The organism is Flavobacterium sp. N1719 (genome assembly GCF_025947045.1).
GTDB classification, from domain to species: domain Bacteria; phylum Bacteroidota; class Bacteroidia; order Flavobacteriales; family Flavobacteriaceae; genus Flavobacterium; species Flavobacterium stagni.
Window position 1 is genome coordinate 2,347,093 of the sequence record NZ_CP109993.1, and the last position, 23,671, is coordinate 2,370,763.

Below are 23,671 nucleotides of genomic sequence, written 5' to 3' on the forward strand. Positions count from 1 at the left end.
CTTTGATTTCACAGCGTTTAAGTTATTAACAAAAAATGTTTAGTATGCAACAAATTCCAAGTGTTGACTTACGTGATTTCCTGTCGGATGATCCGGCACGTAAACAAAAATTTGTAAATGAAATCGGCAAAGCCTACGAAGAAATCGGATTCGTAGCATTAAAAGGTCATTTTCTTGATGATCAATTGGTGGGAGAATTGTATGACGAAGTGCGTAACTTCTTCAATCTTCCATTGGAAACCAAAGCAAAATATGAGATTCCTGGCATTGGAGGACAACGCGGTTATGTTTCTTTTGGAAAAGAACATGCCAAGGGTCGTTCAACTGGTGACTTAAAAGAATTTTGGCATTTTGGCCAATACGTGAGCGAAGGCTCCAAATGGGAAGGCGAATATCCCGATAACGTGACGGTTGATGAATTACCAAAATTTAATGCCGTTGGAAAGCAAGCCTACCAAATGTTGGAAAAAACGGGTGTGTATGTATTACGCGCTTTGGCTTTACACATTGGTTTAGACGAGTTTTATTTTGACAATTACATCAAAGACGGGAACAGCATTTTACGTCCGATCCACTACCCGCCTATAACGGATGAACCGAAAGACGGAGCCGTTCGTGCGGCTGCTCATGGTGATATCAATTTGATTACGCTATTAATGGGTGCACAAGGAAAAGGTTTACAAGTGCAAAACCACGAAGGCCAATGGATTGATGCCATAGCACAAGACGATGAATTGATGATTAATGTAGGCGACATGTTGTCCAGACATACCAACAATAAATTAAAATCAACCATTCACCAAGTAGTTAATCCGCCGCGTGAATTATGGGGAACTTCGCGTTTCTCGATCCCTTTTTTCATGCATCCGGTAAGTGATATGAAATTGGATTGTTTGCCGCAATGTATCGATGAGAACAATCCGAAATTGTATGAAGACATTACAGCGGGCGATTTCTTAAACGAACGTTTGGTGGAATTAGGATTGATTAAAAAATAAGGAAATATAATTTCCCAAACTGAAATTCCAAATTCCGATATACTATTGGGATTTGGAATTTGGTTTTTTACCCCTTGATTATTCGGAAATATAAAACCTAAAAAAAGAGACTCCCATGAGTAACTTAGAAGAACAACTGAAGAAACTATTCCCTGATCATATTCCAACGGAACCCGAACCCGAAGCTCCGCAAGAACACGAATTGTTTGTTCAAAAAGAACCGATGATTTGCAAGTATGAAAAGCGCAAAGGCAAAGCCACTACCATCATAGAAGGGTATGAAGGCGAAGACGAAGATTTCAAAATTTTAGCTAAAGAAATCAAAACCAAATTGAGTGTGGGAGGCAGCTTCAAAGACGGTGCAATTATCATTCAAGGCGACTACCGCGATAAAATCATGAATTTGTTAAAAGACAAAGGCTTTAAAGTGAAACGCGTGGGAGGTTAAGAAAATTAGAAATTATAAATTATGAATTATAAATTGTCTTTCTAATCAAAAACCAGTCACTAATTACTAATCACTAATTACTAATTACTAATCACTAATCTCTATCACCGATGATTGCTTCATCTGAATTAATATTAAATCCTGATGGAAGTGTTTACCATTTGAACTTACTTCCCGAACATATTGCCCACGACATTATTTTTGTGGGAGACCAAAATCGTGTGGAAAAAATTACCCAACATTTTGACCGTATTGAATTTTCACAACAAAAACGCGAATTTAAAACTCAAACGGGCTATTTCAAAGGCAAACGCATGACGGTAATGTCCACGGGTATCGGTCCGGACAACATTGATATTGTCATGAACGAGTTGGATGCCTTGGTCAATATTGATCTGGCGACGCGAACCGTTAAAGACGAATTAACGTCGTTGAATATTATCCGAATTGGAACTTCAGGTTCGTTGCAAGCCGACATTCCCGTCGATAGTTTTGTCATGAGCCAATACGGATTGGGTTTGGACAACATGCTTCGCTCCTATTTAATTGATGCCATTTCCGAAAAAGAAATAGAAGAAGCCTTTATTCAACAAACCAATTGGGACTTGCGCAAAGGACGTCCTTATGTAATCAAAGGTTCGGAAACTTTAGAAAAAAGAATAGAAAGCGACCAAATGTACAAAGGATTTACAGGTACGGCGGGCGGATTTTATGGTCCACAAGGAAGAGTATTACGTTTACCGATTCAAGATCCAGACTTAAATGCAAAGATGGACCGTTTTGAATTTAACGGAATAAAAATGACCAATCTCGAAATGGAAACCGGTGCAATTTATGGCTTGGGGAAATTACTGGGCCATGAATGTTTATCACTGAATGCCATTATTGCTAACCGATCCAATGGTACCTTTAGTGCCGATCCATACAAAGCCGTAGACGCCTTGATAGCCTATACGTTGGATAAATTAGCACAATCATAATATGGAGCTATTTCCCGCTTTCGCCTTTATCTCTCCGCTAAAGCTACGAGGATATCGGCTCTATCGGGGCTAAAACAAACCGTGATGATTCAACGTTTAGAAACCGAAAGACTGTATATGCGTCCCTTTAAAATTTCGGATGCAGCCGAACTGTTTGCCATGGATGCCAATCCCAATGTGCACAAATACTTATGGCAACAACCTACGCTCGAACTGGAAGAATCAGTAAAAATTATCGAGTACATTCTAGGACAATACGAACGAAATCAAATTGGGCGTTTTGCTACTTTTTTGAAGGAAACGAATGAATTCATAGGTTGGACAGGGATCAAATACATCGATGACCATGTGGAAAATGGGAACACCAACTTCTTTGATTATGGGTACCGACTTGTAGAAAAGCATTGGGGAAAAGGCTATGCGACAGAAGCCTCTATTGCATGGCTACAGTACGGATTTGAAACTCTCAAAATTCCGGTAATGAATGCCTACGCACACAAAGAAAATGGTGCATCGAATCGTATTTTGCAGAAAATAGGACTGGAATTTAAAGAAACCTATCCCGACAAAGACGGTGTGTCTTGGAATTGGTATGCGTTAGAAAACCCAAATTTACAGCTATGAAAACGATAAAAATTGTTGGGGTACCCGAGCACTTTAACTTGCCTTGGTACCAAGCTATTGAAAACAAACGCTTTGAGGCAGCAGGAATCGATTTGCAATGGACCGATGTTCCCGAAGGCACCGGTAAAATGTGTCAAATGCTTCGCGAAGGGGAAACCGATATTGCCATACTACTTACAGAGGGAATCGTTAGGGATATTGAAGCAGGCAATCCGTCTTCAATTGTGCAAGTGTATGTAAAAACGCCTTTGATTTGGGGTATTCATGTCGCCGCCAATTCGTTGTATGAAACGGTAGCCGACATACAACACACCAAAGCGGCTATTTCCCGAATAGGTTCGGGTTCCCATTTGATGGCGTATGTCCATGCACAACAAAAAGGTTGGGACACAAAATTGTTACAATTCCATATTGTAAACACGATAGATGGAGCCGTTGAATCCTTAGAACGTGGCACATCCGATTATTTTATGTGGGAGCGATTCATGACACAACCTTTGGTAGATCGAGGTGTCTTTCGACGTATTGGTGAATGCCCAACACCTTGGCCCTGTTTTGTAATAGCCGTTCGAAATGAATTTTTACTTTCAGAAAAAGAAACGCTACAAAAACTGTTAGCAATAATCAATTCCGTTACAATTGGTTTTAAAAATCAACCGAATATAGCTTCTCTTTTAGCCCAACGTTTTCGTCAAAAAACAGAAGATATTCAGCAATGGCTCTCGTTTACCGAATGGAGTCAAGCAGCATTAACGGCTGAACAATTGATTAACATCCAAAATCAACTTCTTGAACTTCAATTAATCGATAAAAAAAGTAATTTTGACACTATTGTTTCCGTTATATAGTTCAACCTCCCAGCCGAATGGTAGCTTCTGCTAAAAATTCATTGCAGCTTTTACAAGACCGACTTCGTATTCCAAAACCTTGGGATAAGATTATCATTTTGGCGTTGAATCTACTGATAACTGTTCCTCTTTTTATCATTATCCATCAAAACATAACGCCACTGAACTGGCCGTATGCTTTGGATAAAATCGGATTATTTCTTTTGCTCTTGGTGGTATTGCAACTTCTTTTAGTGGCCTTGCGACGAATCACCTTTGTGAGCATTGCCTTATATATAGTGTTTTTACTGTGGGGAACATTGATTGGTGATTATGGATTTGGCGAAGTCTACTCCGATTATGAATCCATGATTTATACCATGCAAGACAATCCCTATCCACAGGATATTGTCGTGGATAAATTACTTCCTTTTCCCAACAAAACAAAAATCACCAAAGCCATTACATTTGATCATGCCAAAGTCAGGAATTTTGCTATTATGGCTGCCAATAAACATTTTAAAAACATAAAACAATACCCCGAATACACCTACTTAATTCAGTACTTTGCCGTTTTCAAAGAAATCAATTCCCGTTGGTATTATGTCAAAGATCCTGTAGGGCATGAATACATTGCCACAGCCGATGAATCGTTAAATTATTTATCAGGCGATTGTGATGATCACTCCATTTTAATGGCAGCGGCAGTAAAATCTATCGGTGGAATTCCGAGACTCATCCACACCCAAGGTCATATTTATCCAGAATTGTATGTAGGTACATATAAAGACATGGAGAAGGTGAATTTTTTAATCAAAAAAGTATTGTTTCCAAAAGAGAGTCAACACAAATCCGTGCATTACCACATTGATGAACGCGGAAATATTTGGTTGAATTTGGATTACACTGCCAAATACCCCGGTGGACCTTTTATGAAAGAAGAAATTTTAAGTGCTTTGACGTTAAATTGAAATCCCGTTTAAATAAATTACTATATTAGCCAAGCTAATTGAATCACCATGAAAAAAATACTATTGCTTTGTTGCACATTGCTTCTCACATTTGAGATGGCCGCTCAGCAAAATGCCCCAAGCGGATTGGAATCCAAGAAGAATGAATTGCGTGTCGATGTTTTACAAGCCTTAGCCTATGGTAAAATTGGCTTGAGCTATGAACGCTTTTTTGAAGGTAGTTTTTCTGTCGGAATAAACGCTAATTTTTCAAATAGCTCCAAATTTGAAGAGGATTTTAATAATGGTTTCCGAAACAATATTCCGCGCTACGAGTTCAATCCTTATGTTCGATATGCGCTTTCAAAGAGTAAAGCACGCTATTATTTCGCGGAAATTTTTGGATCTGCTAATGGTGGTGATTACAAAGAAATCATTCGTGAGTCCGAAGGTGGTGTAGGTTATTATACCATCAAACAAAGTAAATACTCAGATTATGCCCTTGGTGGAAGTTTGGGGTACAAAATGTATATCAAAAATGCATTAGCCATTGAGTTTTTAGTCGGATTTGGATCGAATTTAACCAATAAAGAAAAAAGTCCGGATGTGATTTCGCGCGTCGGACTAAATCTAGGGTACCGTTTTTAATATTTGAATGACCATGAAAAAAATAATCGCACTTTTTGTTTTAGCAGTTACCACTCCATTTATCGGTTGTGATACCAACGATGATGATTTTTACAATACAGAATATGTTCGTGTAAATGGCCTTATCAATGTAGAAACGCAATCCAACTATCAAGTTGGTGATAAACTCTATATTAATTGCAATGCCAATCGTTTAGTGACTGAAGTGGGACAAACCACTCCTTTAGACATTCGAAAAACTACAAATAATGCACCTTCTTTGAGTTTTTCGTATGTATTGGAAAAGCAAACGAGTCCGACAGAATGGGCCACAGTTACTATTCCCAATGCACAAATCGACCTTACAGCTGGTGCTATTGAGAGCATTGGATTTTATATGGCTACCGCTAATTATAACGCACTAACCGATTCGTATCAATTCCGTGCAGGCTTACCATTATTAAGTGCTGGTACCTATAAATTATCGTACGGATACAACAGTTCGGCCACCGATGTAGTCGAATTACGTTCTAACAGCCGTTCGTCTGATATTACACTGATGATTTATACTACATCCAATGCAGTTAATTCGGAAGGAAACTACATTTTTACGGTCAATTAGTTACCAAGCAATCGGCTCCTTTTGACGGTCAATTAAAAAAGCGTTGGTTTGTGAAAAATGTCGATTTCCAAACCATAAACCTCGATTGGCACTCAGTGGCGAAGGATGTCCTGATTCCAAAACTAGATGTTTTTTTCGATCAATTTTAGCTCCTTTCTTTTGGGCAAATGCACCCCATAATAGAAAAACAAGGTCGGATTTTTGATCCGATATTGTGGCAATTACAGCATCGGTAAATTGCTCCCACCCTTTCTTTTGATGGCTTCCTGCCTGATTTTCTTGAACCGTCAAGGTAGCATTTAACAACAAAACACCTTGTTCCGCCCAACGTTCGAGATTTCCAGAGATAGCAATTGGGATGTCACAATCTTGCTCCAATTCTTTAAAAATATTGATTAAAGAAGGTGGAAAAGCAACCCCGTCATTGACCGAGAATGCTAATCCGTTGGCTTGACCAAATCCGTGATAGGGATCTTGTCCAATGATGACCACTTTAACCTGATCAAACGAACAGTGATGAAAAGCATTAAAAATGAGATCCTGTGAAGGAAAACAGCGTGAAGTTTGGTAGGCCTCAATGACAAATTGGGATAAGGATTGGAAATACGGTTGATTCCATTCACTTTCTAATGCAACTTGCCATGTGGGTTCGTTAATCCTTAACATCTCTTAATTTTTTTCAAAAATATAAAAACGAATAGTACGAAGCCCAAATTGCTTTGTAACTTTGAAGTGTAGACTTAAGTTATGATTTCAATCACCGATAAAACATTAAAAGACTTAGAATTCAGGACCGTTTTGGAGACCATTGCAGCAAACTGCGTCACTGAAATAGGTCACGATAAGGCAATGGCGATAGGTCCTTTTAAAGACAAGGAAACCTTACTCCCTTCCTTGCAACAAACGTTTGAATACCTTGCTTCCTATACGAACAACAATGCCATTCCCAATCATGGATTTGAAACGATAACGCACGATCTTAAATTACTTCATTTAGAAGATAGTTTTTTAGAAGTAACGGCATTTCGAAAATTTGCCGCGATTTCAGACACCGTTAATACTCAGCTTCTTTATTTTAAAAAGTTTAAAGAGTATTATCCTGAATTGTATTTGAAATCGGCTACTATCGAATTCACGAAAGTGATCATTCAGAAAATTGAAGAAGTTATTGATAAACATGGCGTTATTAAAGACAATGCGTCACCTGACTTAATTGAAATTCGCAGAAATATCAACATGGTACGCGGGAAAGTCAACCAAAGTTTTGGTCAGGCCCTCACCCACTACAACAGTTTGGGTTATTTGGACGATATTCGGGAATCCGTGATAGAAAACCGCAGAGTTTTGGCGGTATTGGCCATGTACCGTAGAAAGGTTAAAGGTTCGATTTTGGGCAATTCCAAAACGGGAAGCATTGCGTATATCGAACCTGAAGCAGCGTTAAAATACAGTCGCGAATTACAGCATTATGAATACGAAGAACGGGAAGAAATTATTCGAATTTTACGTCGGTTAACGAATGACATCCGCCCCTTTCATTCCTTGTTGTCGGATTATCAAGAGTATTTAAGTGACATCGATGTTATCCATGCAAAAGCACGCTATGCATTAGCTATAAATGGGATTTTACCTAAAATCACTACGGAGAAAAGAATGTTTTTGCGGGAAGCCTACCATCCTATTCTTCTGTTAACTAATAAACAAAAAAATCAAGTCACCTATCCGCAAACCATTGAATTAAAACAAGATAATCGCATCATTGTGATTTCGGGACCCAATGCTGGTGGAAAGACAATTTCCCTAAAAACAGTGGGGTTGTTGCAATTGATGTTGCAATCGGGGATATTAATTCCGGTTCATGAACGCAGTGAAACCTTTTTATTTGATCGAATTTTAACCGATATCGGTGATAATCAGTCGATAGAGAATCACTTGAGCACCTACAGCTACCGATTAAAAAACATGAATTATTTCCTAAAGAAATGCAACGCAAAAACCTTGTTTTTGATCGACGAATTTGGAACCGGTTCCGATCCTGATTTGGGAGGTGCATTGGCAGAAGTCTTTTTAGAAGAGTTTTACCACCGTGAAGCTTTTGGCATCATTACTACGCATTATACCAATTTAAAAATTTTGGCGAATGAGTTGCCGCACGCCAATAACGCCAACATGTTATTTGATGAAAAATCATTAGAACCCATGTTTAAATTACATCTGGGTCAGGCCGGTAGTTCGTTTACATTTGAAGTAGCCCAAAAAAATGGCATTCCTTACGGCTTGATTAATCGTGCAAAGAAAAAAGTTGAAGGTGAGAAAGTGCGCTTTGACAAAACAATTGCTAAACTTCAAAAAGAACGTTCCAAATTGGAAAAAACGTCTGAAATTTTGAAGGAGGAAGAAGTGAGAGCCCGCGAAGAAAGTAAGAAAATGGAAAGCATCAATGCAAAAATCCAAGATAAGCTCGAGCGTTATCAAGAGTTATATGATGCTAATCAACGTCTTATTTACATGGGTCAAAAAATTGACGACATTGCTGAAAAGTATTTCAATAACAAAGACAAAAAGGTTCTCATTGGCGAATTTTTAAAAATGATTGAGATAGAAAATTCGAAACGAAGAAAATTATCGGCCAAAGAGAAAAAACAACAAGAAGTAGTCCAAAAGCAAGTCGTTGAAGAAGTCAAAGTTAAGGTTGAAGAAATTCGTAAAGTTAAAAAAGAGAAGAAAGTAAAGGCATTACAACTGGAATTAGAAAAACCCAAAATGGAATTAAAGTTGGGTGATCGGGTGCGGATGATTGACGGCAAAGCGGTTGGTACTTTGGATACTATTGAGAAAAATAAAGCTGTAGTCAATTACGGTTTATTTACTTCGAAAGTTAGTTTAGATCAATTGGAATTTGTAGAACGTCCAAAAAAATGATGGAATTATCTCGAGATAAATATTTGATACTTTACGATGGGGAATGCAATTTATGCCATAGCGTTGTCCAAAAAATAATCGTTTATGATAACAAAGATGTTTTTCGCTTTTTGGCTCAAAATTCTGAAAAGGGACAAATTGTCTGTCAATCGCATGGGGTAAAAAATACACTTGAAAGTATTATACTTATTTCACCAACTGGAAAAAAATTGGAAAAATCAGCGGCAGTATTTGCAATCGCTGCTCAATTACCAAAACGTTTTCTATGGATTCATTTTTTCAGATTATTCCCTACCTCTCTTTGTGATCGTTTCTATGATTATATCGCCCGCAAACGGTATTTTTGGTTTGGAAAATCTTCAACCTGCTTACTTCCTACCCCCGAAATTAAACACCGATTTTTATGACAATTATCATTAGCAGTGTTTAAAGTTCCACTTACTTTTGGAATACAACTTTAAACCAACAACTATGATAAATCGTATTTTACCATTATATTCTTGGAATAATGGTGCCTTTGTAATGATAATTGTTTTCGGACTGGTTATCGTCGGACTTGTAGGAGCTATTTATTTGATGGCTTCAGGAGATAAAAGAAATAAAAAAGACTAAGCTTTCGCTTAGTCTTTTTCATTAAAGGCAATAGGTAATTAATAAATTATTGCTTGATTACTTTACGAACAGCAGTTCCGTTTTCAGAAACTACTTTCACTGTATACATTCCAGGAGCAAGATCAGCTACATTGATAGTTGCATCAGTTGCACTTGTGTATGCGATATTTTTAACAATTCTTCCGTTCAAATCATACATTTCAACAGCGCTGAATGAAGTATTAGAAGCAGATTGTACAGCAATCACGTCAACTGCAGGGTTTGGAGAAACTGTAAAACTAGCATCAACAAAATCATTGTTCGCCAATACTGAAGTCATACTAACTGTATCTAAACGTAAAGAAGTTGCAGTAGTAACAATTGGAGTTGCATTGTTGAATGCAAAATAATAGGTACCTGCTGCAGTAGCTGTAAAAGTAGCTGTTTGCATCACATAGGCTATACCAGAAACAGAAATATTACCACCTAATTGAGTAGCTCCAGTTAATGATCTTGACGTGTTTACATATACTTTCAAGGTTTGTGCAGAGCCTGCAGCAGAACCTAAACGAGTATAATAAGTTAACGTAACTTGTTCATTAGCTTGTAAAGCGATAGCTCTAGTGTATAAAGTAGCATTGGTAGCTGCAGTAGTACTTGAATTCACGAAATAGTAAATTGTCCCACTTTGAGCTGCACCAGCTGTATTACCTAGCCCCCAAGTAGAACTAGAAAAACCATCTGTATAATCTGTAGTATCATCAAAATTGTTTGTGTAAGGACAAGTTGCAGCTAAATACAATGAAAATGGACCTACCCAAGCACTTTGCGTAGCCCCACAATTTGCTCTAACATAGTAATTTAAATCACCAGAAGCAGGTGTTAATCCTGTCAATCCAATTGAAGTACCATTAGCAACTGCGGTAGTTCCAGTACCTTGAGTAAAACCAGAGATTCCGTATTCTACATCATATTGATTAGGAGCACTCAAAGAAGCTGACCAAGATAATGTTGCACTGTCTACGGTTAAATCAGTAGCAGCATTTACATTTGTAGCATTCAAACGGATACAAGAAACTGCTTCAAAAGTTACATCAAAATCAAATTGTAAGTCAGACCAACGATCATCCCATACAATATAATACGTTGTTCCTGCAGTAACTGGAATTGTTAATGTCGATAAATAATTTACATCATCAACATCATCATTACCAGAATAACAAGCAAGTGCTGTACAAGTACCTGTAATCACAGAAACACGGGTGTCATCACTATTGGTTACACCATCATTTTGAGGTAAATCAGAGGTGATGGTTAATTCACCATTAGCCGTAGCGGTATATACATACCAAATAGCATTTGGAGTTGTTGCAGCTGTTCCACCAGTACAGTTCCCTAAGTAAGTTCCTGTAATTTGAGGACAAGTTGTCGTTGATCCAGCAGTAACAGGTAATGCAGTAGCACAAGTTAATTGTGCATTAGCAACCATTCCTCCTAAAGCAAAAATTGAAAGTAATAGTTTTTTCATATGAAATAATTAAAATTTTGTCGATTTCAAATTTAGAAATAATTTACGATATAACATAAATTACTTTTAAATTTTACTCTTTTTCCCATTTCCCTACCACACTTGTAGCCAAAGCATTACCCAATACATTCGTGGCACTACGAAACATATCACAAAAATGATCAATGGGTAAAATGAGTGCAATCCCCTCAACAGGAATTTTAAACATGCCGCATGTTGCTGCAACCACAACTAAACTGGCACGAGGTACACCTGCAATTCCTTTACTAGTAAGCATTAACACCAACAACATGGTCATCTGAGTAGGAATATCCAAATGATGTCCCGAAGCTTGTGCAATAAAAATACTGGCAAACGTCATATACATCATACTTCCATCTAAATTGAATGAATAACCTAATGGTAACATGAAAGATACAATTCGGTCTTTAATGCCAAATCGTTCCAACTCTTCGGTTAATTTTGGAAAAACCGCTTCACTACTTGTGGTACCAAAGGCAATGGCTAATGGAGAAAGTATGCGTTGTAACAATTCTTTTAATCGGGATTTCAAAAACAAATAACCAACCACTAACAATACTAACCAAAGTGATCCAATTCCGACCAAAAAAGCGCCTAAGAATTTAGTATACGTAAGTAATAATACATTCAAATCTTTGGTAGCAAAAACAGCTACAATGGCACCAAAAACACCATACGGCGCAAACTTCATCACATAATTCACCATTTTTAATATGATGTGTGAAATCTTGTCCAGGACTTTAATTACTGGATCTGCATACGATCCCATGGAAGCGGCTGCTAATCCAAAAAATATGGAAAACACTACAATTTGAAGGATTTCATTTGTAGCCATAGCTTCAAAAATACTTTTAGGTATAATGTGCTCAACAAAATGTTGGGCCGAAAAATCTTGGGTTTTCTCCGTCACTTCTTGCGCTGTGGAAGGATCAATATCAATCAACTGAATGCCAACACCCGGTTCGAAAAAATTCACCCAAAAAAGTCCGATCAAAAGCGAAACAAATGAAGCGGTAAAAAACCATCCCAAAGCTCTCCCTCCTATACGCCCTACTGATTTTATATCACCTAATTTGGCAATCCCCACCACCAAAGTAGTAAAAACCAAAGGAGCAATGATCATTTGAACCAATCGAATGAAGAGGGTTGCTAATAATTTACTGTAGGTACTAAATTCAGTAGCAAATTCTTTGGTTGTCGATTCATGAATATAAACCCCTATTCCCAAGCCTAAAAGAAGTGCAATAAATATTTGAACGGTTAAATTAGAAGCTAATGCTTTTTTACTAAAATCCATGAAATTATAATTTGTTTGTTTTTTCTAATAAATAAAAATCGGCTAAAACCAAGGCTGCCATAGCTTCTACAATAGGAACTGCTCTGGGAACTACACACGGGTCATGACGTCCTTTACCTTGTTGAACTTCAATTCGTCCGTCATTGGTGAGAACTTCTTGTTCTTGTATTAAAGTGGCTACCGGTTTGAAGGCAACTCGGAAATAAATATCCATACCATTTGAAATTCCGCCTTGAATTCCTCCCGAAAGATTGGTTCGTGTGGTACCATCTTCATTGTATAAATCATTATGTTCGCTTCCTTTCATTCGGGCACCACAAAATCCGCTACCGTATTCAAATCCTTTCACAGCATTGATCGACAACATTGCTTTTCCCAATTGCGCATGCAATTTGTCAAAAACGGGTTCGCCCCAACCAATTGGCACATTTTGAATGACACAAGTAATGGTTCCACCAACCGTATCGCCTTCTTTACGAACAGCCCTTATGTATGCTTCCATTCGTTCGGCAGTTTCGGAATCGGGACAACGTACCGGATTAGATTCAATTAAATTAAAATCTAGTGCCTGATACGGTTTCTCAACAAAAATTTCTCCTACTGAAGATACAAAAGCATTTATTTTGACATTGGACAAGAGTTGTTTTGCAATAGCTCCTGCCACTACACGTGAAGCAGTTTCACGTGCCGAACTCCGTCCACCTCCCCGATAATCGCGTATGCCGTATTTTTTTTCATAAACAAAATCAGCATGACTGGGTCGGTAGGAATTTTGAATAGCGTTGTAATCCTCCGACTTCTGATTAGTATTTTGAATTACAAATCCGATTGGAGTTCCCGTTGTTTTTCCCTCAAATATTCCCGATAAAAACTGGACTTCATCCGCTTCTTTTCGTTGGGTTACTATAGCTGATTGACCCGGCTTTCTGCGTTGCAATTCCAACTGAATAGCTTCAATATCAAGTATAAGTCCTGCCGGACATCCATCGATAATTCCTCCAAGAGCTGGACCGTGTGATTCACCAAAAGTGGTTAATTTAAAAAGCGTTCCGAAACTATTTCCCGCCATACTATGTAGTTTCAACAAATATAAAATTTAATTTTGGGGTTCCGAACGATGCCAACTGTAAATATTATAATTCAATGGTAAAATTATATAACAATTCCATTTTTGAATCGTTCTACCTTTGTAAAGTAAATAAACTTGAAAATCTTTAAACCTTAAATTAATTCGTATGAAAAACCTAATTGTAACACTATCGTTTTTAGGATGTGCTTTTTTTGCACAAGCACAAGACATTTCTAAAAATGCCCTTGGACTACGTATAGGCGATAATGATGGTTTCGGTGGCGAAATCTCGTACCAACGTGGCTTATCAAAATCCAATCGTTTAGAATTCGATTTGGGATGGCGCAACAGCAATGATATCGATGCATTTAAATTGGCTGGTTTATACCAATGGGTATGGAATATTGATGGCGGATTCAATTGGTATGCCGGTGTCGGTGGTGGTTTAGGTAGCTGGAGCTACAGTAAAAATGGAGTTTCTGACAACGGAACTTTTGTTTTTGCCGCGGGAGACATTGGGATTGAATACAATTTTGATATTCCCCTACAACTCTCTTTAGATTTCCGTCCTGAAATTTATTCCAATTCAGACAGCTTCAGAGACAATGGTTTTGGTCCTGATCTAGCTCTCGGAATTCGTTACCGATTCTAAATTTTGAATGAATACAATAAAAAATCCCGGCTAACTACCGGGATTTATTATTTCAATAGGTTTCTTACTTTTTATTTTGATTACAAAATTAGGTGTTGTCATAGCGGTAGTTGCCATTCCCTTGGGCGGAATTTCTTTAATCACAACCTCTACTTTATCTTTGAGTACTTTAACACGTTCGACTTTAATCGTCCAACCTCCAGTTGGTTTTTCGCCTAAATTGACTAATATAAAATTGCAGGTTTGAATATCGTCCTTTTTCAAATACGGACTAATAATAGGATCATTCAACAGCATTTTGTATTCACTTTCCTCGGTGATGATTTCATAAAATTGAAACCTTCCGCCATCTTGTTCTCTACTAAATAGTACATCATAAGACGTATAACTCGACTCGGGTGGCTTTACGGACGAACATGCGAGCAACAAAAAGGAAAAACAACTGAATACTACTTTTTTCATGGTTAGGATATTAAAGCATTTTGGTATAAACTTTCGTATTGGGGTAGAATTTGTGCAATGTCAAATTTCTTAGCCACCGTCAACGCATTTTCCTTAAACGCAGCTAAAGTTTCATTATTGTCTAAAATTGAGATCGCTCGATTCGCCATCGTATCAATATCCCCGACATTGGCCAAATATCCCGAAACACCTTCTTCATTTACTTCAGGTAACCCCCCAGAATTACTAGAAATCACAGGAACACTCCAAGCCATAGCTTCCAAGGCAGCCAAACCAAAACTCTCTGTTTCTGAAGGCAATAAAAACAAATCGGAATAGGCCAATATACTATCTATCTCATTACTGTTTCCAAAGAAAATCACTTTATCGGAAATTCCTAATTCTTCACACAAATACTCGGCTTTTACGCGTTCAGGGCCGTCGCCAACCATCATTAACTTGGCGGGGATTTTTTGTTGAATCTTATAAAAGATTTTCACGACATCTGGAATTCGCTTTACCTTTCTAAAATTACTAATGTGAGTGATTATTCGCTCTTCCTTTTGTGCCATTACCGAACGTTGGCAATCGATATGGGATTCATTCCGACTTTTTTCCAATTCGATGAAATTGGGAATAACATGAATTTCTTTGTTGATATCAAAAAGTCGGTAGGTTTCCTCTTTCAAATCTTGTGAAACTGCAGTAACCACATCGGAATGATTGATGCTAAAACTCACCGCAGTTTTATAATTGGGATGATTGCCCACCAAAGTGATATCGGTCCCGTGCAAAGTCGTGACCATTGGAATATCGATTCCTTGCTCTTTCAACATTTGTTTAGCCATATAACCCGCATACGCATGAGGAATGGCATAATGCACATGCAATACCTCAATTTTATAGAGTTTGACCATATCGACTAATTTACTCGACAATGCCAATTCATAGGGTTGGTAATGAAAAAGAGGATATTCGGGTACGTTCACTTCATGGTAATGCACATTGGAATTCAAAAGTGCCAAACGAACAGGTTGACGGTACGTTATAAAGTGAACTTCATGTCCGCGATGGGCTAATTCTAACCCCAATTCTGTTGCGACAACACCGCTTCCACCAAATGTGGGATAACAAACAATTGCTATTTTCATAGTTTTTTTCGAAACACACTTCAATTTTCAAGGGTTAAATCCAACAACCAATTGAAAGACAAATCATTGCTGAAATTGAAATTTTTCAAGTATGAGTTAACGAATTTACGGAAAAATGCAGTTGTATTTTATCTTAACAAAAAAATAACTATCGGTCCAAAATGGCTTCTTGTATCACCTTTTGGATGTCTTCACGGATGTTTTCTTTGGACAATTTATTGGGCAAATTTGAATCAGGGAAGGTTCGGTTCGAAAGAAAAACATATACAATTTCAGTCTCTGGATCAGCCCATGCCATCGTACCGGTAAATCCGGTATGCCCAAAACTACTCATGGAAACGCAACCACAAGTGGGACCTTCTTTGCCTAATTGTGGCTTATCAAAACCAAGGCCTCTGCGATTTCCTTCGCCACAATAATAACACGTATTAAATGCGGTAAACGTCTCGGGTTTGAAATACTGAATGCCGCCATAGTTTCCTTTTTGCAAAAATAGTTGCATCATTTTCGCGACATCCATGCTATTGGAGAAAATTCCGGCATGTCCACCCACGCCACCCATCATCGCTGCGGCCATATCGTGTACATATCCACGAATCCAAACATTTCTAAAGTACGAATCGATTTCGGTAGGAACAACTGTAGATGCCTCTCTGAATTTCAACGGATGAAAGGAAGTATTGTTCATCCCCATCGATTGATAAAAACGTTGGTTGACCAACTCATCCAACGGCTTACCCAATTTTTTCTCGAGATATTCTTTTAAAATAATAAAGGTAAAATCGCTGTATTTGTATTCTTTTTTATCCAATAATTTACTGTTGACGATCTGACTAAAAATAGAATCTTTATAATCATCGCGCAGGTATAAATTTTCGGCCACTTGTGTGGTAAAGCCCGACTTTTGTCCCCAACTGTAATATTCCGGTTTGGGACAGTTGGAAGCGTCCACTGTTTTTTTGTAAAAAGGAATCCAGGCTTGGAGTCGTGCGTAATGCGACAACAATTCTTTAAACGTAATATCTTGCTTGTCGGTTCCTTTAAATACAGGCAACATCTCCCCTAATTTTGAATCCAAATTGACATTTCCTTGATCAAAATCTTGCATGACAACGGGCAAAGTGCCGATCATTTTGGTCACCGAAGCCACATCATACAAATCAGTATTTTGAATTTTTGCCTGCTTCTCATAAGTTTGGAACCCAAATGATTTTTGATAAATCACTTTTCCACGACGGGCCACCAAAACTTGAATTCCGGGTGTCATTCCTCCATCAATCGCTTTTTGGGCAATTTGGTCAATCCGACTTAAGGTTTTCGGGCTCATCCCTACATTCTCTGGAGCCGTGAATCCGAGTCGGTTCAATTTTTCAAAATTAAATCCGTGACCTTCATGAAATTCTTCGTTGATGGTAACCGGCAATTTGCCTTTGGGTTCGACCGCACCAAAAAGAATCTCAGCAGAGACAATTTGCGCAATATCACTGTTTTGATACGAAACCAAAACCGCTTCAATATCTTCAAAAGAAGGAATCACCGAAAGCGCATACGGTTTCACAAAACCATCCAAAATCACTTTATGGTTTTTAGCAATTTTTGCAATTAACGCCAATTCATTGTCCGACAAATCATGTTTTTTCCAAGCACGATCGGATTTGTGGTATCCTAAAATGACGAGATCATAGTTCTTTAAACAAACATCCAAAGAATCCAAATTCGATTCGTTTACTTCTGTAATCTCTGTGTATTTTTTTAATGTAGAAACAAAACTAGAATTCACATCATCACCTATTTTTACATAGGCAATTTTTTGACGTAAATCTTTGATTGGCAAGATTTCATCATTGTTTTTAACTAAGGTGATAGCGTTCTCATAAACTTGATAGTGCAAAGCATCTTTAAACGTAGTAAACATTGCACCTGAGATGTTTTTTTCATCTACGGGACGGTACTGATGCAATCCTACTTTGTATTTGTACTGCAATATTTTTTTTACCGAATGGGCCAATCGATCTTCAGTAATCAATCCATTTGCATAAGCTGTACTTATTTTTTCACTCGCCAAAGGCACATTTTCAGGGAATAATAAAATGTCATTTCCCGCCAAAAAGGCCTCTAAATCTAATTCTCCCGGAGCCATAAACTTACTGGCCCCTTTCATATTTAAAGCATCGGTAAAAATGAGTCCGTCAAAACCCAATTCTTCTTGAAGCAAATTGGTCACTACACTGTGTGAAACGGATGTGGGCCAACCTTCGCGGTGTTCGAGACTTGGAATATTCAAATGCGCTACCATTACAGAAACTAATCCTTCATCAAACATGCGTTTGTAAGGATACAACTCTACTTTTTCTAGGCGTTCTTTATCAAAAAGCAATTGCGGCAAGGCATAATGAGAATCCGTGGAGGTGTCGCCATGACCGGGAAAATGTTTCCCAGTACAAAATACGCCATTACTTTGTACGCCTTTCATCAAGGCAATAGCATGATCGGTAACGTTATGTTTTTCTTCCCCAAACGAACGATGACCAATAATCGGGTTCTTGGGATTGGTATTAATATCTAAAACGGGAACAAAATTAAAATGACAACCTATACGTTTGGTTTCTAGTGCCATTTGCTTGCCCACTTCTTCGATTAGTTTCAAATCTTTGACTGCGCCAAGTGTCGAATTCCAAGGGTATTTATAGGTAGAATCCAAACGCATATTCAACCCCCATTCGGCATCAATTCCGATAAACAACGGTAATTTGGAAAGCGATTGAAAACGATTGGTTAATCGAACTTGTCGGTTGGGTCCGCCTTGAAAAAAGATCAATCCACCAATTTGTTCTTCTTTGATGAGTTTGTCAATGGAAGCAATGTGCGCACTGTCTTTGTTGGAATAGGCAGCGACCATAAACAATTGCCCAATTTTTTCTTTGAGTGTCATTTGATTGTACACACTATCCACCCAATGCGCCTCTTTGTCGGTGTTCTTGAAAAAGGTTTTACGATCCGACTTTGCGACAGGAAGGTATACATCATCATCGTCACCCAACACTTTTGGCTTTTGAATCGATTTTGACGAGGAATTCGTCGTGATTTTGTGCACAGTACTACAATTGACTGCAAACAAAACCACTCCTAAAAATGCACTATATTTTATGTATTTTACCATTTTTAAATTTTAAAAGAAACGAGAATGCCAACTATCAGCGGCAGGAACTTCCCAAGATTCTTTCCATTCTTCAATGGTATTAACGAGATTATTAAAAACAATAGTATTGGAAGAAACCGATTTTTCTTTCACCATTTTTTTAAAATCCAACAACGTTTTATGGGTAATGAAATCACCTTGACGGAAAGTCACGTTCATTTTATCCAATAAATCAATATTATATTGTTGTTCCAATTGTTGTATAAAAACAACAGAAGCATCGATGGAACAACCCGTAACCGCTTGTACTTCTTGATTAACCGCCAAAATAATGAATCGATTGTACATCACTAAAAAAGAGGCTTCTAGTGGAGTTCCGTGAGCGGCCCAATTCATTAAAAAAGCTTGCGTTGCGGTTTCTATATCAGCAACTTCCTCATCCGATAGTTTGCGATTGGATTGATAAATCCAAATACGAGAATCTTCAGGAAGGGTATCAAAAGGTACAAACATGGTATTAGTTTTTCTTTAAAGCGGTAATGACTTTATAAGTTCTAAATTCTTTTTGAACAGGATCATACAACTCGACATCACCATAACTGATTGCTACTTTATCATTCACCTTTAGTTTACCATCGGTGTATACACTTGCGGTTTCAAAATAATCCAACAATAAAAACTGAACTTGTTTCCCATTTTTATCTTTCATTTTAATGGTCACAAATTGTTTCACTTCAATAGCCGTAATTGTACCTTCAATAGTTTCATATTCAGGTTCCGCTTCAGCATCTGCATTTTCTTCCTCACGACTCATCATTCCAATTTCCAAAATGGTTTCAGGACAATAAGTCACCATTTTCATCGCTACTTTTTCTCCTAATTTTTCAGCTGCATTTTCATCTGTCATGCTGATTTGTTCCTCCTTCGGGAATTTATCTTTGTATTTCTCATAACTCGATAATAAACACAAGCCTACTGTTAAAGTAAGTTCTTCTTTTGCGATTTTACCCTCGGCTTTTTTCTGAGTAACACATTCACAAGTTTCTTTCGCTACAAGATCCATCGGAGATGTTTGTGCATTGGACCATAAACCGGCCCCTAAAAATAATAGTGTAATTGTTTTTTTCATGTTATAAATCTTGTGCGTTAGCAATTAATTCGGCGATATCTAAAACTTTGATATCGGCTTCTTTGTGGTTGTGTTTTACTCCATCAGTTAACATGGTGTTACAGAAGGGACAACCAGCGGCAATGACTTCGGGTTTTGTTTCCAAAGCATCATCGGTGCGCTCTATATTAATGTCTTTATTCCCCGCTTCCGGTTCTTTAAACATTTGTGCACCACCTGCTCCACAACATAAACCGTTCGCCTTGGAGCGTTTCATTTCTACCAATTCAGCATCCAATTTTTGAATCAAATCACGAGGGGCTTCGTAAACAGAATTGGCCCGACCTAAATAACAAGGATCGTGGAAAGTGATGCGTTTTCCTTTGTAATTACCGCCTTCAATTTTTAGGCGGCCGTTATCCAACAATTCCTTTAAAAACTGGGTATGGTGCACTACTTCATAGTGACCGCCCAATTCAGGATATTCATTTTTAAGCGTATTAAAACAATGGGGACAGGCTGTTACGATTTTTTTTGCTTCGTAGGCATTCAAAACCTGTATGTTCATCATGGCTTGCATTTGAAACAAAAATTCATTCCCTGCACGTTTTGCGGGATCACCTGTACACGATTCTTCAGTTCCTAATACCGCAAACGACACCTTAGCATTGTTCAAAATCTTGACAAATGCTTTTGTAATGCGTTTGGCACGGTCGTCAAAACTTCCTGCACAACCTACCCAGAACAATACTTCAGGCTGTTGACCTTGCGCCAACATTTCAGCCATTGTAGGCACAATTAAATTTTCTGCCATATCACCTTGTTTTATGTCTTAATTATTCGTGTTTCCCATCGTCAAAAACTTGGATGGTCACTTCTTTTTCAATTAAATCGGTAAATTTTCCACGGTAACGTGTCGCTTTTACCAAGTGGTTGTCAATCCAGTGGTAATTTCCTCCACGCGGTTTGCCAAACAAAATTCCGTGGTATTTGAAACCGTGTTTTTTCAACCAAGTTTCCGTATACTCACGATGTGCTTCGGTACGCGAGGTAAAGAAAAAAATCACATGACCTTCTTCATACCATTTGTTCAATGTGATCAAAGCATCCGGATAAACTTCTGCGGTTAGCATACGCTCCGGCTCTTCATTCGGGATATCGTCGCAAATGGTTCCGTCGATATCAATTAAATAATTCTTTATACCTTCCGGTAAAATAGGGCTTAAATGCTGTCCGTTTTCTGTAATGGACTGCAAAGACTTTTCAATGTCTTCCGCTTTCATTTTTTTAATTTTTGCGTTAAAAATTTCACTTTCATTTGACAATTCCCAAGCCCTCACATAATGGAAATTATCATTATTTTTTGATGCAATGCATCGACTTACTCACTTTTCCAGTTTAAACGATCCATCTGACTGTATTGCCAAGGCGCACCGTTATTTTCAATATTGGTCATCATGGCATTCAACGATTGCGGTGCCGCACTTTGTTCCATAACTAAATAACGGCGCATATCCATAATAATGGACAACGGACTGATATTTACCGGACACTCTTCCACACAAGCGTTGCAAGAAGTACAGGCCCACAACTCTTCTTGTGTAATGTAATCGTTCAACAAACTTTTATTATCAGGCACAAAAACACCTTTGTTGGCATCTAAGTTTCTTCCCACTTCTTCCAATCGATCACGTGTATCCATCATGATTTTTCGGGGAGATAATTTTTTACCCGTTTGATTTGCCGGACAAGAGGATGTACAACGCCCACATTCGGTGCAGGTGTAAGCATTCAATAATTGAACCCAATTCAAATCCATAACATCACTTGCTCCAAATTTAGCCGGCGCTTCATCAGCACCTGGTGCAGGAGCCGCAAAGGGATCGGCATTGGGATCCATCATCAATTGGACTTCTTTGGTTACACTTTCCAAATTGTCAATTTTCCCTTTAGCATTCAAATCTGCATAATAGGTATTTGGAAACGCCAATAGAATATGCAAATGTTTGGAATAATATAAATAGTTCAAGAAAATCAAAATCCCAACAATATGCATCCACCAAAAGGTGCGCTCCAACATCACCACCGTTCCTTCATTCAAACCATTGAAAACCGGACTAATAAAATGACTGATTGGGAAAGAACCCGCTTGAATATAATGTTCTACACCGGCTTGTTGCAACCAAAAATCAGCGGCATTCATCAACAAGAACAACGACATCAAAACAATCTCGAAATACAAAATATAATTGGCGTCTTTGCGGGGTTTGCCATTTAAATCAGGATTAGCAAAACGACCCAATTTCAACACATTACGGCGTGCCCAAAAGACCACAACCGCTACAAGAACTAAAACCGCTAAAATTTCGAAAGAACCAATCAAGAAACTATAGAATCCGCCCAAGAATGCAAATACACGATGGGTACCAAACAATCCGTCAATAATGATTTCAAGCAATTCTAAATTGATAATCACAAAACCCACATAGATTAAAATATGCATGAATCCGGCCACAGGACGCTTCACCATTTTGGATTGTCCTAAGGCCACCATCAACATATTGTTCCAGCGGGCACTTGAATTATCGGAACGATTTACATCGCGTCCCATGTTGATATTACGCACTAACTTTTTTACATTGATTGCAAAATAACCAAATCCAAGGGTTAGTATAATCGCGAAGAAAATATTGACTAAAAAGCTCATCTCACTTACTTTTTATTATTCGAATCGTTTACGGGAGCCACATAGGGCTTATTTTTTTTACCAAACAAAGAAACATTCACATAGCGTGTCGGATTCAATCGCAAATCCTGCAACAACAGTTCGAGTTCTTTGGAGGTTTTAGTAAAATTAGTATATAATTGATCGTCTTTCATGAGTTTACCCATCGAACCTTTGCCTGATTCTAGGTCACTCATAATTTTTTGAACACTAATTAATGTTTGATCAAGCGTTGCAACGGTTTCCTTCAAATTGGACTGTGCCAAATCATTGGAAATTTTTGCAAAATTGGCCGATGTTTTTTCAGCATTGGTAAGGGTATTTCCAATCTTCTTCTGATTATCAGCTAAAAGTGTATTGGCTTGTTCGCCCGTTTCTTTAAATGTAGCAATCGTCGCATCTAAATTCGCCAAACTGTTTCGCAAGTGCGCTTTGCTGTTAGCATCCAATACCTGATTGAAGTTTTCCAACATCGTATTGGCATTGTCTAACAACTTAACAATCTTATCTTTTAACGGTTCGATTTGACGGGCTAATTCATCGGTCAATCCTAATTTTTCTGAAGCAGTTAAGGTCGCACCATCTTCCACTTCTTGACCGGTAGTTCCAGGTAAAATAGCAATTTGTTTACCTCCAATCGGACTCGGTGCATAAATTTCAGCTTTGCTGGAAGACTTTATTGGAAAATCAGTAGTCAATTGTAGTTCCACTCGAATTTTTGCCGTTTCATTATCAATAGTAATGGCACTTACTTTACCAACAGTGAGTCCATTAATGGTTACAGGTGCAGATTTTTCAAGTCCTTCCACATTGTTGTACACCACATAAACGGTTTTGTGGTTACTTAATAAGTCGCTGCCTTTAAGAAAACTATACCCCCAGATAAATAAGGCTATAGAGGCAATAACAAGTACGGCTGATTTTAATTCGCGGGTTAGTTTCAAAACAAAC

General features: G+C 38.0%; 25 protein-coding genes. 12 read left to right on the forward strand and 13 right to left on the reverse strand.

Going from position 1 to position 23,671, the window contains the following annotated elements:
- Positions 1 to 44 precede the first annotated feature (44 nt).
- From OLM45_RS09990 to OLM45_RS10025, 8 genes are all read left to right on the forward strand, one after another.
- Positions 45 to 998, forward strand: a complete 954-nt coding sequence (locus OLM45_RS09990) for an isopenicillin N synthase family dioxygenase (RefSeq protein ID WP_264509813.1) — start codon at positions 45 to 47, stop codon at positions 996 to 998.
- A 115-nt stretch (positions 999 to 1,113) separates the two neighbouring features.
- On the forward strand, positions 1,114 to 1,446 hold the full coding sequence (locus OLM45_RS09995; protein ID WP_264509814.1) for a translation initiation factor: 333 nt from the start codon (positions 1,114 to 1,116) through the stop codon (positions 1,444 to 1,446).
- Positions 1,447 to 1,556: 110 nt separating this feature from the next.
- A complete protein-coding gene (locus tag OLM45_RS10000) occupies positions 1,557 to 2,426 on the forward strand; it encodes a nucleoside phosphorylase (RefSeq protein ID WP_264509815.1) in 870 nt (289 codons plus the stop codon).
- Between the two features lie 84 nt (positions 2,427 to 2,510).
- Complete coding sequence (locus OLM45_RS10005) at positions 2,511 to 3,050, forward strand: GNAT family N-acetyltransferase (RefSeq protein ID WP_264509816.1); 540 nt, start codon at positions 2,511 to 2,513, stop codon at positions 3,048 to 3,050.
- Positions 3,047 to 3,898, forward strand: coding sequence for a substrate-binding domain-containing protein (locus OLM45_RS10010; protein ID WP_264509817.1), 852 nt, complete (start codon positions 3,047 to 3,049; stop codon positions 3,896 to 3,898). The genes OLM45_RS10005 and OLM45_RS10010 overlap by 4 nt, the downstream gene beginning before the upstream one ends.
- A gap of 17 nt (positions 3,899 to 3,915) precedes the next feature.
- Complete coding sequence (locus tag OLM45_RS10015) at positions 3,916 to 4,848, forward strand: transglutaminase (protein WP_264509818.1); 933 nt, start codon at positions 3,916 to 3,918, stop codon at positions 4,846 to 4,848.
- Between the two features lie 48 nt (positions 4,849 to 4,896).
- On the forward strand, positions 4,897 to 5,475 hold the full coding sequence (locus tag OLM45_RS10020) for a DUF3575 domain-containing protein (RefSeq protein ID WP_264509819.1): 579 nt from the start codon (positions 4,897 to 4,899) through the stop codon (positions 5,473 to 5,475).
- A gap of 13 nt (positions 5,476 to 5,488) precedes the next feature.
- Positions 5,489 to 6,076: a hypothetical protein gene (locus OLM45_RS10025; RefSeq protein ID WP_264509820.1), complete on the forward strand. Its 588-nt coding sequence runs from the start codon at positions 5,489 to 5,491 to the stop codon at positions 6,074 to 6,076.
- Here the strand turns inward: OLM45_RS10025 and ung are convergent, their stop codons facing one another.
- Complete coding sequence (gene ung, locus OLM45_RS10030) at positions 6,077 to 6,742, reverse strand: uracil-DNA glycosylase (RefSeq protein ID WP_264509821.1); 666 nt, start codon at positions 6,740 to 6,742, stop codon at positions 6,077 to 6,079.
- Positions 6,743 to 6,823: 81 nt separating this feature from the next.
- Here ung and OLM45_RS10035 point away from each other — a divergent pair, with 81 nt between their 5' ends.
- The 3 genes from OLM45_RS10035 to OLM45_RS10045 all read left to right on the forward strand — a co-directional run bounded on the left by OLM45_RS10035 (position 6,824) and on the right by OLM45_RS10045 (position 9,610).
- Positions 6,824 to 8,998, forward strand: a complete 2,175-nt coding sequence (locus tag OLM45_RS10035; RefSeq protein WP_264509822.1) for an endonuclease MutS2 — start codon at positions 6,824 to 6,826, stop codon at positions 8,996 to 8,998.
- Positions 8,995 to 9,405 (forward strand): thiol-disulfide oxidoreductase DCC family protein, encoded by a 411-nt coding sequence (locus tag OLM45_RS10040; protein ID WP_264509823.1) that lies wholly within the window; start codon positions 8,995 to 8,997, stop codon positions 9,403 to 9,405. The genes OLM45_RS10035 and OLM45_RS10040 overlap by 4 nt, the downstream gene beginning before the upstream one ends.
- Before the next feature lie 64 nt (positions 9,406 to 9,469).
- On the forward strand, positions 9,470 to 9,610 hold the full coding sequence (locus OLM45_RS10045; protein ID WP_264509824.1) for a hypothetical protein: 141 nt from the start codon (positions 9,470 to 9,472) through the stop codon (positions 9,608 to 9,610).
- A gap of 46 nt (positions 9,611 to 9,656) precedes the next feature.
- Here OLM45_RS10045 and OLM45_RS10050 read toward each other — a convergent pair whose 3' ends face one another.
- The 3 genes from OLM45_RS10050 to aroC form a co-directional block, all read right to left on the reverse strand.
- Positions 9,657 to 11,117 (reverse strand): T9SS-dependent choice-of-anchor J family protein, encoded by a 1,461-nt coding sequence (locus tag OLM45_RS10050; RefSeq protein ID WP_264509825.1) that lies wholly within the window; start codon positions 11,115 to 11,117, stop codon positions 9,657 to 9,659.
- A gap of 73 nt (positions 11,118 to 11,190) precedes the next feature.
- Positions 11,191 to 12,435, reverse strand: a complete 1,245-nt coding sequence (locus OLM45_RS10055) for a dicarboxylate/amino acid:cation symporter (RefSeq protein ID WP_264509826.1) — start codon at positions 12,433 to 12,435, stop codon at positions 11,191 to 11,193.
- Between the two features lie 4 nt (positions 12,436 to 12,439).
- Entirely contained in the window at positions 12,440 to 13,504 is a 1,065-nt protein-coding gene (gene aroC, locus OLM45_RS10060; RefSeq protein WP_264509827.1) for a chorismate synthase, read from the reverse strand.
- Positions 13,505 to 13,670: 166 nt separating this feature from the next.
- On the opposite strand from aroC, the gene OLM45_RS10065 reads away from it, so the two are divergent.
- Positions 13,671 to 14,156 (forward strand): porin family protein, encoded by a 486-nt coding sequence (locus tag OLM45_RS10065; protein WP_264509828.1) that lies wholly within the window; start codon positions 13,671 to 13,673, stop codon positions 14,154 to 14,156.
- Positions 14,157 to 14,186: 30 nt separating this feature from the next.
- Here the strand turns inward: OLM45_RS10065 and OLM45_RS10070 are convergent, their stop codons facing one another.
- From OLM45_RS10070 to OLM45_RS10110, 9 genes are all read right to left on the reverse strand, one after another.
- Positions 14,187 to 14,618, reverse strand: coding sequence for a protease complex subunit PrcB family protein (locus tag OLM45_RS10070; protein WP_264509829.1), 432 nt, complete (start codon positions 14,616 to 14,618; stop codon positions 14,187 to 14,189).
- Positions 14,619 to 14,620: 2 nt separating this feature from the next.
- On the reverse strand, positions 14,621 to 15,748 hold the full coding sequence (gene bshA / locus OLM45_RS10075; protein WP_264509830.1) for an N-acetyl-alpha-D-glucosaminyl L-malate synthase BshA: 1,128 nt from the start codon (positions 15,746 to 15,748) through the stop codon (positions 14,621 to 14,623).
- A 148-nt stretch (positions 15,749 to 15,896) separates the two neighbouring features.
- A complete protein-coding gene (locus OLM45_RS10080; protein WP_264509831.1) occupies positions 15,897 to 18,908 on the reverse strand; it encodes a glycoside hydrolase family 3 N-terminal domain-containing protein in 3,012 nt (1,003 codons plus the stop codon).
- Positions 18,909 to 18,917: 9 nt separating this feature from the next.
- Entirely contained in the window at positions 18,918 to 19,400 is a 483-nt protein-coding gene (locus OLM45_RS10085; protein WP_129461141.1) for an ABC transporter ATPase, read from the reverse strand.
- A gap of 4 nt (positions 19,401 to 19,404) precedes the next feature.
- Positions 19,405 to 20,016 (reverse strand): hypothetical protein, encoded by a 612-nt coding sequence (locus OLM45_RS10090; RefSeq protein WP_264509832.1) that lies wholly within the window; start codon positions 20,014 to 20,016, stop codon positions 19,405 to 19,407.
- 1 nt (position 20,017) lies between these two features.
- Positions 20,018 to 20,809: a (Fe-S)-binding protein gene (locus OLM45_RS10095; RefSeq protein ID WP_264509833.1), complete on the reverse strand. Its 792-nt coding sequence runs from the start codon at positions 20,807 to 20,809 to the stop codon at positions 20,018 to 20,020.
- 22 nt (positions 20,810 to 20,831) lie between these two features.
- Positions 20,832 to 21,278: a phosphoheptose isomerase gene (locus tag OLM45_RS10100; RefSeq protein ID WP_129461138.1), complete on the reverse strand. Its 447-nt coding sequence runs from the start codon at positions 21,276 to 21,278 to the stop codon at positions 20,832 to 20,834.
- Positions 21,279 to 21,376: 98 nt separating this feature from the next.
- Complete coding sequence (locus tag OLM45_RS10105) at positions 21,377 to 22,702, reverse strand: (Fe-S)-binding protein (protein WP_264509834.1); 1,326 nt, start codon at positions 22,700 to 22,702, stop codon at positions 21,377 to 21,379.
- 5 nt (positions 22,703 to 22,707) lie between these two features.
- Positions 22,708 to 23,664 carry an MlaD family protein gene (locus OLM45_RS10110; protein ID WP_264509835.1) on the reverse strand — a complete coding sequence of 319 codons (957 nt, stop codon included), beginning with the start codon at positions 23,662 to 23,664 and terminating at the stop codon, positions 22,708 to 22,710.
- Positions 23,665 to 23,671 lie beyond the last annotated feature (7 nt).